General features: G+C 46.8%; 14 protein-coding genes. 4 read left to right on the top strand and 10 right to left on the bottom strand.

Features of this window, described 5'->3' with window-relative positions:
* Window positions 1–12 precede the first annotated feature (12 nt).
* From ACHUFZ_RS04770 to ACHUFZ_RS04755, 4 genes are all read right to left on the bottom strand, one after another.
* Window positions 13–432 carry a VOC family protein gene (locus tag ACHUFZ_RS04770; protein ID WP_394126127.1) on the bottom strand — a complete coding sequence of 140 codons (420 nt, stop codon included), beginning with the start codon at window positions 430–432 and terminating at the stop codon, window positions 13–15.
* 99 nt (window positions 433–531) lie between these two features.
* Complete coding sequence (locus tag ACHUFZ_RS04765; protein WP_394126126.1) at window positions 532–2,061, bottom strand: phospholipase D family protein; 1,530 nt, start codon at window positions 2,059–2,061, stop codon at window positions 532–534.
* Between the two features lie 126 nt (window positions 2,062–2,187).
* Window positions 2,188–2,535, bottom strand: coding sequence for an ATPase (locus tag ACHUFZ_RS04760; protein ID WP_394126125.1), 348 nt, complete (start codon window positions 2,533–2,535; stop codon window positions 2,188–2,190).
* 9 nt (window positions 2,536–2,544) lie between these two features.
* A complete protein-coding gene (locus tag ACHUFZ_RS04755; RefSeq protein WP_394126124.1) occupies window positions 2,545–4,566 on the bottom strand; it encodes a S8 family serine peptidase in 2,022 nt (673 codons plus the stop codon).
* 426 nt (window positions 4,567–4,992) lie between these two features.
* Between ACHUFZ_RS04755 and ACHUFZ_RS04750 the strand changes: the two genes are divergently transcribed.
* Window positions 4,993–6,243: an SGNH/GDSL hydrolase family protein gene (locus ACHUFZ_RS04750; protein ID WP_394126123.1), complete on the top strand. Its 1,251-nt coding sequence runs from the start codon at window positions 4,993–4,995 to the stop codon at window positions 6,241–6,243.
* Window positions 6,244–6,291: 48 nt separating this feature from the next.
* On the opposite strand, the gene ACHUFZ_RS04745 is transcribed toward ACHUFZ_RS04750, so the two are convergent.
* The 6 genes from ACHUFZ_RS04745 to ACHUFZ_RS04720 all read right to left on the bottom strand — a co-directional run bounded on the left by ACHUFZ_RS04745 (window position 6,292) and on the right by ACHUFZ_RS04720 (window position 12,937).
* Window positions 6,292–7,500 (bottom strand): acetyl-CoA C-acetyltransferase, encoded by a 1,209-nt coding sequence (locus ACHUFZ_RS04745; RefSeq protein WP_394126122.1) that lies wholly within the window; start codon window positions 7,498–7,500, stop codon window positions 6,292–6,294.
* 1 nt (window position 7,501) lies between these two features.
* Window positions 7,502–8,236: a beta-ketoacyl-ACP reductase gene (locus ACHUFZ_RS04740; RefSeq protein ID WP_394126121.1), complete on the bottom strand. Its 735-nt coding sequence runs from the start codon at window positions 8,234–8,236 to the stop codon at window positions 7,502–7,504.
* Window positions 8,237–8,301: 65 nt separating this feature from the next.
* The gene (locus ACHUFZ_RS04735) at window positions 8,302–9,876 is read right to left on the bottom strand and encodes an acyl CoA:acetate/3-ketoacid CoA transferase (protein ID WP_394126120.1); all 1,575 of its coding nucleotides are present in this window, start codon (window positions 9,874–9,876) and stop codon (window positions 8,302–8,304) included.
* A 117-nt stretch (window positions 9,877–9,993) separates the two neighbouring features.
* Complete coding sequence (locus ACHUFZ_RS04730) at window positions 9,994–10,926, bottom strand: LysR family transcriptional regulator (RefSeq protein WP_394126119.1); 933 nt, start codon at window positions 10,924–10,926, stop codon at window positions 9,994–9,996.
* A complete protein-coding gene (locus ACHUFZ_RS04725; protein ID WP_126572216.1) occupies window positions 10,926–11,555 on the bottom strand; it encodes a response regulator in 630 nt (209 codons plus the stop codon). The genes ACHUFZ_RS04730 and ACHUFZ_RS04725 overlap by 1 nt, the downstream gene beginning before the upstream one ends.
* A complete protein-coding gene (locus ACHUFZ_RS04720) occupies window positions 11,552–12,937 on the bottom strand; it encodes a cache domain-containing protein (protein WP_394126118.1) in 1,386 nt (461 codons plus the stop codon). Before ACHUFZ_RS04720 ends, ACHUFZ_RS04725 begins: the two co-directional genes overlap by 4 nt.
* A gap of 212 nt (window positions 12,938–13,149) precedes the next feature.
* Here ACHUFZ_RS04720 and ACHUFZ_RS04715 point away from each other — a divergent pair, with 212 nt between their 5' ends.
* The 3 genes from ACHUFZ_RS04715 (at window position 13,150) to ACHUFZ_RS04705 (ending at window position 16,216) form a co-directional block, all read left to right on the top strand.
* Entirely contained in the window at window positions 13,150–14,223 is a 1,074-nt protein-coding gene (locus ACHUFZ_RS04715) for a TRAP transporter substrate-binding protein (protein ID WP_394126117.1), read from the top strand.
* 63 nt (window positions 14,224–14,286) lie between these two features.
* Window positions 14,287–14,841: a TRAP transporter small permease subunit gene (locus ACHUFZ_RS04710; protein WP_394126116.1), complete on the top strand. Its 555-nt coding sequence runs from the start codon at window positions 14,287–14,289 to the stop codon at window positions 14,839–14,841.
* Window positions 14,831–16,216: a TRAP transporter large permease gene (locus ACHUFZ_RS04705; RefSeq protein WP_394126115.1), complete on the top strand. Its 1,386-nt coding sequence runs from the start codon at window positions 14,831–14,833 to the stop codon at window positions 16,214–16,216. The genes ACHUFZ_RS04710 and ACHUFZ_RS04705 overlap by 11 nt, the downstream gene beginning before the upstream one ends.
* The last annotated feature ends 76 nt before the right edge of the window (window positions 16,217–16,292 follow it).

Genomic DNA, 16,292 nt, shown 5'->3' with positions numbered 1-16,292 from the left:
TATTATTACGTACTAACTGCTTAAGTTTCTTTTCTTAGGGTCATCGCTCAAATATTCAACAAATTCGATCTCAAAGCCTGCTGGGTCAACAAAGTAAACATTCTTGCGGTAAGGCTCTTCTGCGCCATCTTTCGCAATTGGGAACCCTGCCTCTACTAACCTTTCAATGACAGAGTCGATGTTGTTTGTCACATAAGCAAAATGCGCGAGTCCGACTTGATGCCCTGCTAAGTATCTATTCTCACCTTCACCGTGATCACTGAGCGCAATGTATTGGTATTCATCACCAAAATGGAGCCAGTTACGAGGCTTACCCGACCACTCCCCTTGGCCTTCATCACGCACGTACCAATGTGGAAACGCCGCTTGGTAGAATTTAAGCATCTCTGGAATATCTTTTACGACCAAGTTTACATGTTCTAGTTGAATCATAACGCTCTCCTTAGGTTATTCATTTTTGATTCGTTTTAAGCAACTGAGAACATGCTAATACCTCAAGTTAAGTTGAGGTAAAGGGCTAATTTCAATTTTTTATAGATATTTTTCAATCGGCAATAATTGTAGGAATCCAGACTGCATCCGACGCCATTTTCCTGTTTCAGGCTCTTTGTCCCATTCACGGTCACCTGATAACCAATAGACATCGCCATCTTTTAATTCTAAATGCCAGCTATTTTCATCAGTCAAAGCGTGCTCCATTTTAACGTTTAGCAGTTCAGCAACCTCTTTATCACGAATAACTAGGATAGATTCGGTATTCAGGTAGGTTGAGCGCAGGTTAAAATTGAACGAACCAATAGAGGCAATACGGTCATCAATCACAACTGATTTAGTATGAAGCCCATAAGCAACAGACGGCGCACACTTATTGCTATCTTTTGTCGACTCTACGCATAGCTCGCTGTCGGGTTTTAATTCATACAGGTCAATGCCGTGCTCAAGCATATCTTGCCTGCGACCCGCATACGCAGAATGGTTAGTCACAAGATCGTTAGATGCCATTGAGTTGGTCAGCGCTTTAACATCGACGCCAGTTTGCTCGAGCTTTTGCCACTCTTCTAGCTGACTGTCATCAAACACTAAATAGGCAGATTCCATAATAACGCTATCCGTTGCGCTATCGACTAACTCAGACAAGTACTGCGCGGTGCGCTTTGGTGTATCGGTATCACTGACCTCTGCTGGGATAGGTTCATCATAGACATAGCTTGCGTCTACCCAGTGCGCCCCTTGCATTACGTCGGTCAGCAAGCGTGATGCAGCAGAAGGGTTGTCTGGTAACGATGGGTAGCTTGCATAACTCGGCTTGGCTATTTGATCTGAGGTAGGCAACGAAGTATCGACCTCGCCCCCTAACAGCTCTACTGGGTACGCCCAACGGCTGTTCCAGTATTCAACAAACCCAGACTGGATATCACTTACGACATCACCACTGACCAATACATCACGGTCTTTAAAGTTTATCTGCTCGGATAGATCGAAGTATTCGTCGCCAATGTTTCGGCCACCGACAATTGAAAACGCCCCGTCGACAGTGAACGACTTGTTGTGCATACGACGATTTAAGCGAGAGAAATCACCTAAGAAGTTCAACCATTTAGTCACGCCACGTCTGGTTGGGATTGGGTTAAACACACGGATTTCAATATTGGGATGGGCATCCAGCGCCGTGAGCAAATCTTCACGCTCATTGAGGTTAATGTCATCCAACATCACGCGCACTTTCACTCCGCGATCCGCAGCAGCGTACAAGCGATTGGCGAGGTACAACCCCGATACATCTGAGTTCCAAATGTAGTATTGAATATCAATGGTATGCTCCGCCAGCTCGACTAAAGCGAGCCTTTGAGCAAGCGCATCCCAACCACTCTCTTGCAACACAACAGAGCTGGACTCTGCGGCTGTTTCACTCGGTTCAGACTTCGCACTGAGTTGAGACAACGTACTGGTTGTAAAGATCACAGGTTCGTTTGAGTGAACCACTTGTTCTGGCAAAGAGCCACAGCCAGCTAAGGATATAACAGCAAGTGCTACGACAGCGCTACGCTTAAGATTGGGCATTAAATCAATTCCATGTGCTTATCTACTAAGTTCAATACTAAACTAAGACCGCTCAAACAGCACAGTTCAAATTCGAAAATACCTGATAAACAAAGAAAAAGGCGAACACTTGGTTCGCCTTATGTTTTACGGACTCAACAATTTCCGTATTGGTTCCTGTTCGGTGTACTCAACGGCAGAGCTGTCATTGAGTGCTTCAACGTTTTCACTCGCTCCGGTCACTACCAAAACTCGTTCATTGTCTAGCGTCTCAACCACCTCAAGGCCTTTCTCATATAACATGTCGCGAACCTGTTGTTCTTTGCCTTGCTTATATTTAACAAAGTAACGTGCACTTTGCTGGTCAACAAGCTCAGGTCGAGTATCTATGAGAGGAAACCCTTGATTGTTTGCTGCTGCCGCGTTGCTACTCGCCAACCCAATCGTTGGGATAACTAGCAACGACAATAGCGTGAGTATCGTTTTGTTTTTCACTGTCACTCCTTACGGAAACGTCAATGACCATCGGTTTAGTGTACCAATATCTCTTCTGGCACTGTCGACCACTTTTAGTTCCCAAACGCCAAGTGAATCAAAGCCGGAGAAATCAACTTGATAACTGGTTTGGATATCGTTGCGACTGCCACCCGAATAGTCATGTAGCACTACTTGACCACCGTCAGGGGACGTTAGCGTTACTCTAAGATCACCGATGTAGGTATGGCTGATATCAAGGTCAACGGTAACAACGCCTGAGTCTCCTGAACGATCAACATTAAGGCCGCTAGTCACCCCTTTCGCATTGTTGTCTGGGATTGATTCGCGTGTCTCATTGACGTATGCATTCGTATCAGTGCCGCCCGCGCCTTCACACCCTTGTGCAAGGTATTCTTTTGCTGCGTCAGCATTGACCAGACCATAACCCGTTCGGTTATCTCGGCCCGCAACATCAATATCTGTAGTGGTTTTGGTTAATGCGTTACGAATTTGGCTCGCGGTACAGTTTGGGTAGTAGCTCCATACTAAGCCTGCTACGCCAGTCACGTGCGGAGTGGCCATCGAAGTACCGTTGTAATATTCGTAATCTTTTCCTAGCTCCGTTGAGACCGTGATCTCTTGACCGACATAAGCCTGTAGCTCTTGACCAAATTGACGGTCGACGGTGACAGACACCATACGCGCGGTATCATTTTGATCGACTAAGAAAGGATTCTGCAGCCCAGGTAATTCAGAATTACTGTATACCACAGTCGCACTTGCGCCAGCATCGTAACACGCTTGCACCGCATCAATTTCAGGATAGCTTCCTGAACCTTGGTTGCCGATTCGCTCAACTAAACAGATTTTGTTGGTCATATCTTCACAGACAAAGCTGCCACTTGAAGCATCACAACTTGCCAGTACACCCGTGAACGAACCCGCAACAGGTTCTGGAGTGTAGCTACCACTTCTTTGCACCAATCGGTTATGCGGCACAACACCTCGTTCAAATTGGCTGACTCCATTTAAGTAGATATCAGACAGTTTACCTTCACCGACCGTAACGGTAGACAGAATCGCCACACCCGGCCCAGAGATTTCGACCTGATCCGTCGCTTGCGAAAACGCCGCATGGTCGTTATGAGTATCTGTTGCCGCTACAGACATTACAGAATCATAAGAAGCAGGATAGCTATGCGCTGTATTGCCGTCGTTACCTGCTGCAGCGATTAGCAGCACACCTTGATCGTAAATACGCTGCAGTGCATTTTGCTCCGTGACGCTCGATTGGCTACCACCCAAGCTCATGTTAACGACGTTAGCGCCATTGTCTGCACAAGTTTGGATCGCTTTAACCAAGCTCGACGAATATCCCCAACCCGCTTCGTTGAACACTTTAACAATATGCAGGTTTACATTTTGATTTGGCATTACCCCCTTAATGCCTTCGGTATTCGCAATCGCTGCAATTGTCCCCGCTACGTGGGTACCATGCGCGTTATTGTTGCCCGGTGCACTCCAAGAACCCGTTCCACTATCATTGGTACCGTCAACTCGGTTACCACTTAGGTCGTTATGCGCTAAGTCGTAGCCCGAGTCGATAATACAAACCGTTCGATTACCCGCGTTGCTATCATCCAGTAACTGCGCATTCACCGCAGTATAACCCCACGGAATTGTTTCACTAAGTAGATAGCGAGGTGGATCAACTTCTACATATTCAACATCGCTGCGATTGCTCAGTTGGCTCAATTGCGCGTTGTCGATTTCAATGCTGTAGATCGATTGGTCACCTAGCTTTTCAACTTTATTGGCATCAAGTTGTTCCAATACCGACTCTTGCACAATGCGCGGTCCAAAAAACCGACTGTTCGACAATGTGGAAGGCGTTGATGAATCTTCTTTAAACTTAACAATATATTTAGTTGGCAGATTCGATTCATCGAACCCAGTTAAAGAAGCGTACGTTGACGTTGGTAGTACTAGCGCTGCTGCGACCGCAGTCGTTGATAGCAGGCCTTTTGTTATTTTTGATGTGTGATGCATTTTGCCTTATTCCTTTTGAGACAATTTTATTCACTAAATGTTAATTAATAGTCACTTAGTGTGAATCTGAGTGACCAGCATAGCTATAATCCACAACCTCAAAATGCCAACACATTTACATCCTGAATGGATAAATTTGAACAAAAGATCTTCAAAGCAACACTTTCCGTTAACACTAATCGACTAATATTTTCCTTATAAAGCAATTACTTAATAACATGATCAGTGCATCATTACTTACCAAATTTGAGTAAATATCCTAAATTGGTTAGATTTTTGGTATTTACTAAATCTATTGAAAGTAGATCTTCAACCCAAAGCTGAAACATTCAGTCTATGGATATTTGACATATTAGAGTATTTAGTCAGAAACTGACCTTTAGATGAGAGAACTTCTCATTTATTGCGACTGATAACGAGACTATTATGAATAGAACAATGATTTTATTGAGTGCTTTGCTGCCGCTCACTGCAACCGCATCAGAAACCTCCATCTCTCCAGAAATGGTTAGCTCTGCACAAGTTGAGAGCGCGAGAAGCAATCAAACCTATACTTATGTACGTTGTTGGTACCGGACCAGTTATTCTATAGATGAGCCTGCGACAGACTGGGAATGGGCCGAAAACCCGGATGGTAGTTATTTCACTATCGATGGCTATTGGTGGAGTGCCGTCTCTTTCAAAAACATGTTTTATACCGACACACCACAAAGTGTTATTCAGCAACGCTGTGAACAGACCTTAGATCTTGCCAACGACAACGCAGATATTACCTTCTTCGCAGCAGATAACCGTTTCTCCTATAATCATACGATTTGGAGTAATGATCCTGTGATGCAACCAGCACAGATCAATAAAGTGGTCGCATTCGGTGATAGCCTCTCTGACACAGGCAATATCTTTAACGCCTCACAATGGCGCTTCCCTAACCCAGACAGCTGGTTCTTAGGTCATTTCTCTAACGGATTTGTCTGGACGGAATACATTGCTAAAGCCAAAGGGCTGCCTCTGTACAACTGGGCGGTTGGCGGCGCTGCGGGTGAGAACCAATACATCGCTCTAACTGGGGTTGGTGATCAGGTGTCTTCTTACCTCACTTACGCGAAGTTAGCGAAGAACTACCGACCAGAAAATACCCTCTTCACATTAGAATTCGGCTTAAACGATTTTATGAACTACGGCCGAAGTGTGGCCGAAGTAAAGTCTGATTATGCCGAAGCTTTAATTCGTCTAACGGATGCAAGAGCGACTAATTTACTCTTGATGACGTTGCCGGATGCGACGCGAGCTCCGCAGTTTAAATATTCGACCCAAGAGGAAATTGATGCGATCCGAGCGAAGATCGTCGAGATGAACGCCTTTATCCAGTCACAAGTGGAGTATTACATGATGCAAGGCTACAGCATCACTCTATACGACACTCATGCACTGTTTGAAGAGTTAACCTCTGCACCGCAAGAGCATGGTTTTGTGAACGCGAGTGAAGCGTGTTTAGACATCAACCGTTCATCTGCGGCCGATTACCTCTACAACCATTCATTACGCTCTGAGTGTGCTTATGAAGGTTCTGAGAAGTTCGTATTCTGGGATGTCACCCACCCAACAACCGCGACACATCGATACGTTGCAGAGAAGATGCTAGAAAGCAGCAATCAACTTTCTAATCATCCGTTCTAACCACAGTGTATAGAAACAAGGCGAGCTAATTAGCTCGCCTTTTTATTTTTAAACTCGTCTGACGATGATCGCCGTACCCATTCCGCCCCCGATACACAAAGAGGCTAACCCTAGCTGAGTCTTCGAACGGATAAGCTCATAAATCAAGCTGGTGAGGATTCGCCCACCAGACGCCCCTATCGGGTGCCCAAGAGCAATTGCTCCGCCATTAACGTTGGTTCTGTCAGCAAACCAGCTTTCAGACAATTGATGCTGCTTAGCCAAGCCTTTAATGACACCTAATGCTTGTGCGGCAAAGGCTTCATTGAGCTCTAAGCGTTCAATATCACCCAACGTCAGCCCTGAACGCTCAAGTGCTTGCCCAACTGCTGGAATCGGACCTAAGCCCATCACATCAGGCTCAACGCCACCTTGCCCAGTCGCCAGCACCTCAACTAGCGGTGTTAATTGATATTGTTCTACCGCTTGCTCACTGGCTAAGACTAGCGCCACAGCGCCATCATTGATGCCTGACGCGTTGCCCGCGGTGACACTACCACAACGTTCAAAGGCAGGTTTCAGACTTGCCAATGCTTCCAGTGATGCGTCGAACCTTGGGTGCTCATCAACCGCAAACTCAGACACACCTTTTCGAGTCTTGATGCTGATCGGTACGATTTCATCTTCAAAGTGCTGCCGCTCTATTGCCGTTTGTGCTCTAAGTTGGCTTGTTAGCGCAAATTGATCTTGTTCCTCGCGGCTAATCTGGTACTGCTTGGCGACGTTCTCTGCGGTGATCCCCATATGAAAATCACCAAACGCATCGGTGAGTCCATCTTTGAGTAGCGAGTCAACCATCGCCATATCGCCTAATTTGTGGCCTTGGCGAGATTTCCCACTCATCACAAACGGCGCGTTACTCATGCTTTCCATACCTGCTGCAACCACCAGATTCGCATCACCAGACTTAATCGCATTAATACCATTGAGCACAGTTTTCATACCGCTGCCGCAAATCATATTCAGCGTATAAGCAGGCACCGTTGCAGGTATGCCAGCACGAATCGACGCTTGTCTGCCCACACCTTGACCTTGTCCTGCACCCAGCACATTACCTGCGATAACTTCATCAACCCAATCCGGCTCAACATTGGCTTGTTTAAGTGCGGCTCTAATGGTTTCAGCGCCCAGTTCGATCGCAGAAATAGAACTTAAACTGCCAAGAAAAGAGCCAATTGCGGTTCGTTTCGCCGCGACAATATATACTTTCTGAGTCATCTTACAGCACCAGTCCACCGTCTATTTTGAGCACTTGGCCTGTAATAAAGCTCGCCTTATCGCTAGCTAAAAACTCAACGCCATTGGTAATATCTTCAGGCGTGCCCATTCTGCCTAGTGGCGTTTTAGCTCTCATTAAATCGAGTACTTTTTCCGGCAAATTCTCAGTCATTGGCGTCGCCACAAAACCCGGAGCCACGCAGTTTGCGCGCACCTGAGCCCCTTTGCGGGCAAACTCTTTAGCCCAACCTTTCGTCATCGCAATCACACCACCTTTGGTCGCAGCGTAGTTACTTTGGCCGATATTGCCGTCCGTTCCTACCACCGAAGACATGGTTACGATTGAGCCTGCGTTGTTTTCCATCATGATTGGCGCAATGGCTTGTGTGAGATTAAAGACCCCTTTTAGGTTGACGTTGATCACCGCATCCCACTCATCTTCAGTCATTTTCTCTATGAGAGCATCACGGGTAATGCCCGCATTATTTACCAACACATCAACGCGGCCATAGTCAGCTTGAACCTGTTCCACTAGCTCAGATACCGCTTGGCGATCGCAAATGTTCATCACTACTGGTGTGATGTTATTAACGCCTTCATAAGCAGTGCTCAGCGCTTGCTCATTCATATCTAAGGCGTAAACCATCAACGCTCCTTGGCTAGCAAATCGCTCAACAATCGCTTTACCTATTCCTTGGGCTGCACCAGTGACGATGCACACTTTCTTCTCAAACATTTCTCTATCCTTTTTGTGTATGACTGCTTCACTAAACTGACAAGTTATGAGTAATTGACGGACACTTAGTCAGTGTCTCTGTTAATAGTAAGTTCAAAATTAGACTGGTATATGGCGTTATCCATAACCTTTAATGACGAGCTGATGACAGGCACAAAGGCCATTTGATCCAGCACGTCTTTGTGTAGGTCTATCCCTGGGGCGACTTCAATCAGTTCAAGACCCTGTCCGGTCAAGCGAAACACCGCTCGCTCGGTAATGTAGAGTACTGGTGTGCCTTTGCTCAGTGCTTGCTTAGCGCTGAACGTTATTTGTTCGACTTGGCTAATGAATTTGTGCTGCTTACCTTCAGTGACGATCTCTAGCTCACCGTTTTGGACTTCAAGATGCAATCCTTGCGCGGTAAACGTACCGCAGAACACTACTTGTTTGGCGTTTTGGGTGATGTTGATAAACCCGCCACAGCCAGCAATTTTGCTACCAAAACGCGAGACATTGATATCACCTTTCACATCGCATTGGGCTAAACCTAAGAACGCTTGATCGACGCCACCTCCGTCATAGAAATCAAACATCTGATCTTGACCAATAATGGCTTGAGGTAAACGAGAAGCACCAAAATCGAGGCCACTTTGCGGCGTGCCGCCAATCGCGCCGGGCTCAACCGTTAAAATAAACTCGTCTAACACGCCTGCTTCACCTGCCACTTCAGCAATGTACTCTGGTGCGCCAATACCTAAATTCAGAATCGAGCCCGCTTTGAGTTCCATCGCCGCTCTACGTGCAATTAGGGTTTTGGCATTCAGTGAAGTACGCTCTTGTGTAGTAGACTTAGTGACAGTGTCACTCGATGCAATACCAACAAACTCAGGATTCATCACCGTCGCAAAGGTCTGCATGTGCTCTTGAATGTTTTCACACTCGACAACAGCATCAACGAAAATACCCGGTATCTTGATGGCATGCGGGTCTAGCGTGCCGCTTTCAACAACCTGCTTAACTTGCACAATCACTCGGCCGCCATTGTTCTTCGCAGCCTGTGCAGCGGCAAGGCTTTCCACCGTTAAGCACTCATCTTCCATGGTAATGTTGCCATCTTGGTCTGAGGTTGTGCCACGCAAGACCGCTACGGTGACGGGGAGCTTGTGGTAAAACAGGTGCTCTTCACCGAGCAGCTCTACGACTTCCACCCACTCTTTGTCGGTGACAGCATTGATTTTTCCGCCTTCAATGCGCGGATCGACAAACGTACCTAAGCCAACTTTGCTCAGCGTTCCAAGCTTGCCAGCCGCGGTGTCTCTAAGAAGATGAGAGATGATGCCTTGAGGAAGATTGTAACCTTGGATGAGATTATCATTCGCCAGTTGTTGTAGTTTAGGTACGAGCCCCCAGTGACCACCAATGGCGCATTTTACTAGCTCTTGATGGGCTAAATGATTGATCGCGCGCCCTTTGCCATCACCTTGGCCTGCGGCGAATATCAATGTTAAATCACGGGGAGTTTGAGTCTGGTTAAAGCGCTCACCAATCGCACGTTCTATCGCTTCAGGTACCACACTGCCAATAAATCCGCCGAGTAGAACGGCGTCACCATCATTGATCCAATTTGCTGCCTGCTCCGGCGTTAACTTCGCTACCACTGCACTCTTCCTTGATTGCTTGTTATTCGTTCTTAATGCAGCTTAGTTGCAGATGCGCTGAATGTTAATTGCACAAATGTAGATTGTGAATTTCATAATAGGAACAATCGTAATGAATCAGGCGCTCAGTGCTGCAACGCGTTCAACGAGGTACTGCTTGAAACCACTGCAGCGTTCAGGCATTGGCGAGCGAGGTCGGTAGAACATATCAACATCAAAACTGGCACATTGATAGTTGGCCATAATTTGGCAAAGCTCACCAGACTCCAGTGCTGGGTGAACGAGTGAATGGGGTAAGTAAGCAACACCAGCGTGCTCTAAAGCCAAATCGAGCAGCATTTCACTGTTATCACATTCTAACGTATCTTGAATGGTGACGATCTCAGACTCCCCTTGATGCTCAAAACACCAACGATTACCGCTGAGCAAGGTTTTCGCGTAAAGGCAGCGATGTTGTTTGAGCTGCTCTGGGTTAACTGGCTCACCATATTGTTTGATGTACTCTGGTGATGCACATAAATAGAGCGTTTCCCGTAGCAGGCGCTTTCTAACTAATAGAGAATCGATGTCTCGCTCACCTTCATAACTGGCACTGGCTCGAAAGGCAAAGTCGATGGTCAGCGGATCAAACTCTCCCGCTTCAATGAAGATACGAAAGTTAACCTTCGGGTGCTTTTGCATATATTCAGCGACAATCTTGGTCAGATACTGACGTGCAAACAGCGGTGTAGATGAGATCCGGATTTCGCCTTGCTGCTCTTCGGCAAGGTTTTGTACCTCTTCACACAAACTATTAATGTCTGGCAAAAGCGGGGCAAATCGGTCATAGAGTAATTGACCTGCTTGGGTCGCCACCAATTGACGTGTGCTGCGTTTGATCAGCTCAACGGACAAAGCCTCTTCTAGCTCTTTTACCCAGCGGCTTCCCGCAGCGGGTGATAGTCCTTGCTGGATTGACGCTTCGCGAAACGAGCCACTTCGCACCACCGCGCAAAAGAAGACGATCTTATCAAGAATGGGTTGTCGGCTAGAGAGCAGATTCTTAGACATTAGGTCACCAACCCCTTTTGTAACGCCAACTTAACCAGCGCTGCGGTCGACGTTGCGCCGAGCTTCTTCTTGATTCTTAAGCGATGAGTTTCAACAGTACGAACACTGATATGCAGCGAATCAGCAATCTCTTTGTTGCATGCACCATTAGCAATCGCCTTAAGAACATCCGACTCACGCTTAGATAAGGTGTCATCCTTTTCTTCTGGCGCTTCGTTGATCTGCTCAAGCAGTCGATCTGAGGCTTGTGGACACAAATAAGATCGACCTTGCGCGACTTGGTTAATCGCCATAACCAGCTCTTCTGAGCCGACATCTTTTAGCACATAACCTTTTGCGCCTGCTTTAACCGAGCGAACCACATAGTCGCGACTATCATGCATCGAGAGCATAATGACTGACGTGGCAGAGCTGGTTTTCGCTAGCTGTTCCAACACTTCAATCCCATTAAGGTTGGGCATGTTGATGTCGAGTAGCAGTACATCGGGTTTTAGCTCCAGTGTCGCTTCTAAGGCTTCAGTGCCCGTACCGACACAGGTAACAATATCTAAGTTATCTTCACGCTCTAATCGCGATTTTAGCCCGTCTTGCATTAGGCGGTGGTCATCCGCCAATATCAATCTAATCATACAAACTCCATGTTTAAGCTCACGCGTACTTCCGTTCCTTCACCCTGCTCACTGGTGACGCTAAACGTTCCGCCAATCGCTTGAATCCGTTCTTTCATATTTTGCAGCCCCATATGCTCTAAATGCGCGCTGCTGTTTCTCTTCGACTTCAACTGCTTGGCAGGAATGCCAACACCATCATCGCTAATAGTTAAGATCAGCATTTGTCCTTCACGCTGCATAATCACATCTACACCCTGAGCATTAGCGTGCTTTTCCACGTTATGAAGTGCTTCTTGCACCACTCGATAAAGTGTCGTTTCCACTTGCGGTAAAAACTCAAGCCCTTCTATATCATGCTCAAACACCAGCTCCATTTGAACGCGATCTCTCAATTCATTGATATAAGTTTCAATACCTGCGACCAACCCCAAATCATCCAGTTGCGGCGGTCGTAAATCACGAGAAATCCGTCGAACCTCGACAATGGCGTGTTCCATCGCGTTCTTGCTCGCATCAAGCTCAAATCGTTTCTTCTCTTCGTCTTGCTCTTTGGTGACATTGTCTAAGCGATACTTGGCCGCGACCAACAGTTGGTTTACCCCATCATGCAGCTCTCTTGATACGCGGCGACGTTCGTTCTCTTGCGAGTCGATGATCTGTTGATTCAACACACTCAGTTGTTGGTTGGCTAAGCGCCTAACATTCAAGTTGAGCGAAGCGCCCAGCCCGGCAATCACTGTCACCGCAACAAACATCAACCCAAACAGCGCAGTACTGGTTTTGCCAATATTCTGATCAAAGCCGCTCTCCATATGGTCGACTTGGCGCTCAATATCATCAAGATAGACTCCGGTGCCCACCATCCACTGCCATTTATCTAATGAGATTGCGTAGCTCAGCTTAGGCAACGGCTCTTTTTTTGAGGGCTTATGCCAAAGATAATCAACAAAGCCGCCACCTTCTCTACCCGCTCGAATCAATTCTTGGAGCAGTTTTTTGCCTTGGACATCTTCTACATGCCACCAATTCTTTCCTATGCGATCTTTTTGATATGGCAGCACCAGCGCATCACCTTCCCATGTATAAGCAAAGAAATATCCGTCGCTGCCATACGTGAGCTGGCTCAATTTTTCGATAACAATTTGCTTAGCAAGCTCGGGGGTTAGGGATTCATCTGAGTAGTAAGGCTCGATACTTTTGACTGCCATTTCTACGTACTGCTTTAATTCTTGCTTTTTCACCGCCAGCACATTGTTTCTTGTCAGCGAAACCTGATCTTCAACTAGTTGTTTTGCCTGACTAAATAGAATGCTAGCAACAATCGAGACCACAATAATAAGTGGCACGATCGACAACAATATTATGTTCACCGTCAGTCGTCGGTTGCTTACAAATCCCATATTCCCATCCATGCGAGTACGTAGTTTTACTGAAAGATCGTGCGGAAAATTGCCTTTTCTACGGATTAAATTTGCGCAATTTTGCCAATAGAGCGCAATAAATCTCCTATCTACACTTAGCGTCAAATGTAACATCGCATTAACACAAATAAATACGCGGCGTTCACATTTACCAAGATCGACATGGAACATAGTCAAACAAGGAGAACACCATGAACCTTAAGAAAGCTGCCATTGCCTCTGCGCTTGCTATCGCTGCAACGGGTCTATCAGTTTCGGCTCATGCCGCTGACAAGAAGATACTACTTAAGACCCCTATCGCTTTCGGTAGCCACTTACCTGCATTAGGTACACCGATTCAATGGTACGCCGACCACATCACCAAGACTTCTGGTGGCACCATCAAAATGAAAATCTACGAGCCGGGTAAACTGGTTAGCCCTGCCGAGATCCTTGATGCAGTATCAACGGGTAAGGTGAACTCCGGTTATTCAACGGCTGGCTACTGGCAAGGTAAGTTACCTGCATCTGCCCTATTCTCTGCGGTTCCTTTTGGCCCAGAAGCGGGTGAATACATGGCGTGGCTTTTCTTTGGTAACGGTCTGAAGCTGTACCAACAAATGTATGACGAAGGTGGCTACAACGTAAAAGTGGTCCCTTGTGCAATCATTTCGCCTGAAACCTCTGGTTGGTTCCGTAAACCAATCGAAAAGCCTGAAGATCTTAAAGGTCTCAACATGCGCTTCTTTGGCCTTGGCGCATCGGTTATGGAAAAACTGGGCGTAGGTACGGTTCAGCTACCGGGCGGCGAGATTTTTGGCGCACTTGAGAAAGGCGCGATTGATGCTTCTGAGTTCTCTCAACCAGCTATCGACCAGCGTTTGGGCTTCCACAAAGTGGCGAAGTACAACTACTTCCCTGGTTGGCACCAACAATCGACCGTGTTTGAGCTGCTAATCAACAAAGATACTTGGGGCAAGATGAGTGATGCTCAGCAAGCGGCAGTCGAGACCACGTGTATGGCCACCATGACTTACTCGATTGCCGAAGGTGAAGCACTGCAATACTCAGCAATGGAAAAAGCCAAAGAGAATGGTGTTGAGATCCGTTACTGGAACGACGAAATGTTGAACCTGTTCGAAACGACTTGGATGGAAGTGGTCGAAGAGAAGAAAACCGAAGACCCATTCTTCAACAAGGTATGGGATGACTTAAGCCAGTTCCGTAAAGGATACGCGCTTTGGTCTGCGAACGGTTTCTTACCACGTGAAACGCAAAATCAATAACCCTGTGTGAATTGGACCTGTTGGCCGGCAGTCTTGTCGGCCATTGGTTGTAAGGAGTTGCCAATGAGCAAGGTACTTTATTCTACCCCCACTTATCCTCTCTATTTTCATATAGAACGAGCGATCACCAGTGCTAGCCGCTTTCTCGCGTGGACTAATCTAGCCTTAGTCTTGGTGATTATTATCCAAGTCGTGCTGCGCAAAGCCTTTGCCAACGGACAAATCGCATTAGAAGAACTGCAATGGCACCTTTACGCCACCGCGGTCATGTTTGGTACCGCTTATGCGCAAGTGAGTAACTTGCACGTTCGTGTCGATATCTTCTATCACAAGTTTTCAGAGCGCAAAAAAGCCCTCGTCGATCTATTGGGTTTGTCTTTGTTGGCGATTCCGTTTGTTGTCGTGGTGATCCTTCATTCCTATGACTTTGCCTATGAGTCTTGGCGTGTGAATGAAAGCTCAGCTTCCCCTTCTGGCTTGCCTTATCGCTGGCTAATTAAGAGCGTTATCCCTTTGAGTTTCTGCCTATTGCTACTGTCGATAGTCGCCAGAATCTTACGTAACATCGAAACCTTATTTAAAGGCGACACATCTCAAGGAGATCATCATGGAAGCTAATGAGTGGATCGTTATTGCCATGTTTGGCTCTTTTATCTTGCTGCTGTTTACCGGCATTCCTGTTGCCTACGTTTTGGGCGGCATTGGCGTTGTCTTTGCGGCAGTTGGCTATTTTGCTGATATCTACTTAGATACCTTTACCGGATTGGATTACACCAGCTTGGGCTTAGTCGTTAACCGTATCTATAAGATCATGGATAACTGGATTTTGGTCGCGCTGCCGATGTTTATCTTTATGGGTAACATGCTCGATAAGTCTGGTATTGCCGAGAAGCTGATGTCTTCAATGCAGGCACTGTTTGGTAAAGTTCATGGCGGTTTAGCGATTACCGTTATGGCGATCGGTATTATTCTCGCCGCTTCGACTGGCATTATCGGCGCGTCTGTCGTACTGCTTACCGTGATGTCACTGCCGAGTATGATGCGTCAAGGCTACCACTTACCGCTTGCACTGGGTACAGTCGCCTCTGCGGGTACACTTGGTATTCTTCTGCCGCCATCGATCATGCTGGTTATCATGGCTGATCAACTTGGCCTATCCGTTGGTGATTTGTTCATGGGCGCGATTATGCCGGGCCTATTGCTAGGCAGCTTGTACATTCTGTATATCTTGATTGTCGGCAAAATGAATCCAAGCAAAGCGCCAGTGCCTGAAGATGTTCAGCCTGTTGAATGGGGTTTGATCCTGCAAGTGTTCAAAGACATTACCCCGACAGTGATGCTGATTTTCTGCGTGCTTGGTTCTATCTTCGCAGGTGTTGCAACGCCAACGGAAGCATCTGGTATTGGTGCGATAGGCGCAACGCTACTCGCGGCCTACAACAAAAAGCTCAACCTTAAAGTGCTTAAAGAGGTATTACTCTCTTCGTATGGCACAACCGCGTATATCTTTATGATCTTCCTTGGCGCATCTTGCTTCGCCTTGGTATTGCGTGAGCTAGGCGGTGATGAGCTGATAGAGTCATTCCTAACCAGCTTGCCATTTGGCCCGTACGGCATCATCGCGTTTATCTTGCTGATTGTGTTCTTGCTTGGTTTCTTCTTAGATTGGATTGAGATTACGCTTATCGCCCTACCGCTTTTAGCGCCTGTTATCTCTAGTCTAGGTATTGAGCTTGATGGTCATGGCGTGGTCGATAACCCAAGCTTAGTGTGGTTTGTGATGCTGGTTGCCATGGCGCTGCAAACCAGCTTTTTGACTCCGCCTGTTGGCTTTGCCTTGTTCTACTTAAAAGGCGTTTGCCCAGACGGTGTTGCACTGAAAGATATTTACCGCGGCGTGATTCCGTTTATCTTAATCCAGCTTACCGCGCTCATCTGTTTGGTGATGTGGCCTCAGCTAGTGCTGTGGTTCCCAAGCGTCGCTTATGGTTAATGGCGACCGTTAATGAGAAAGCCAGCGATGTCAGTCGCTGGCTTTTTTGTTATTGAATAGGTAGCTTATAGCTTCT

Source organism: Vibrio hepatarius (assembly GCF_043642085.1).
In the GTDB taxonomy this organism is placed as follows: domain Bacteria; phylum Pseudomonadota; class Gammaproteobacteria; order Enterobacterales; family Vibrionaceae; genus Vibrio; species Vibrio hepatarius_C.
Note: the sequence above shows the minus strand (reverse complement) of the source record. Positions and strands in the feature narration are given on the sequence as shown.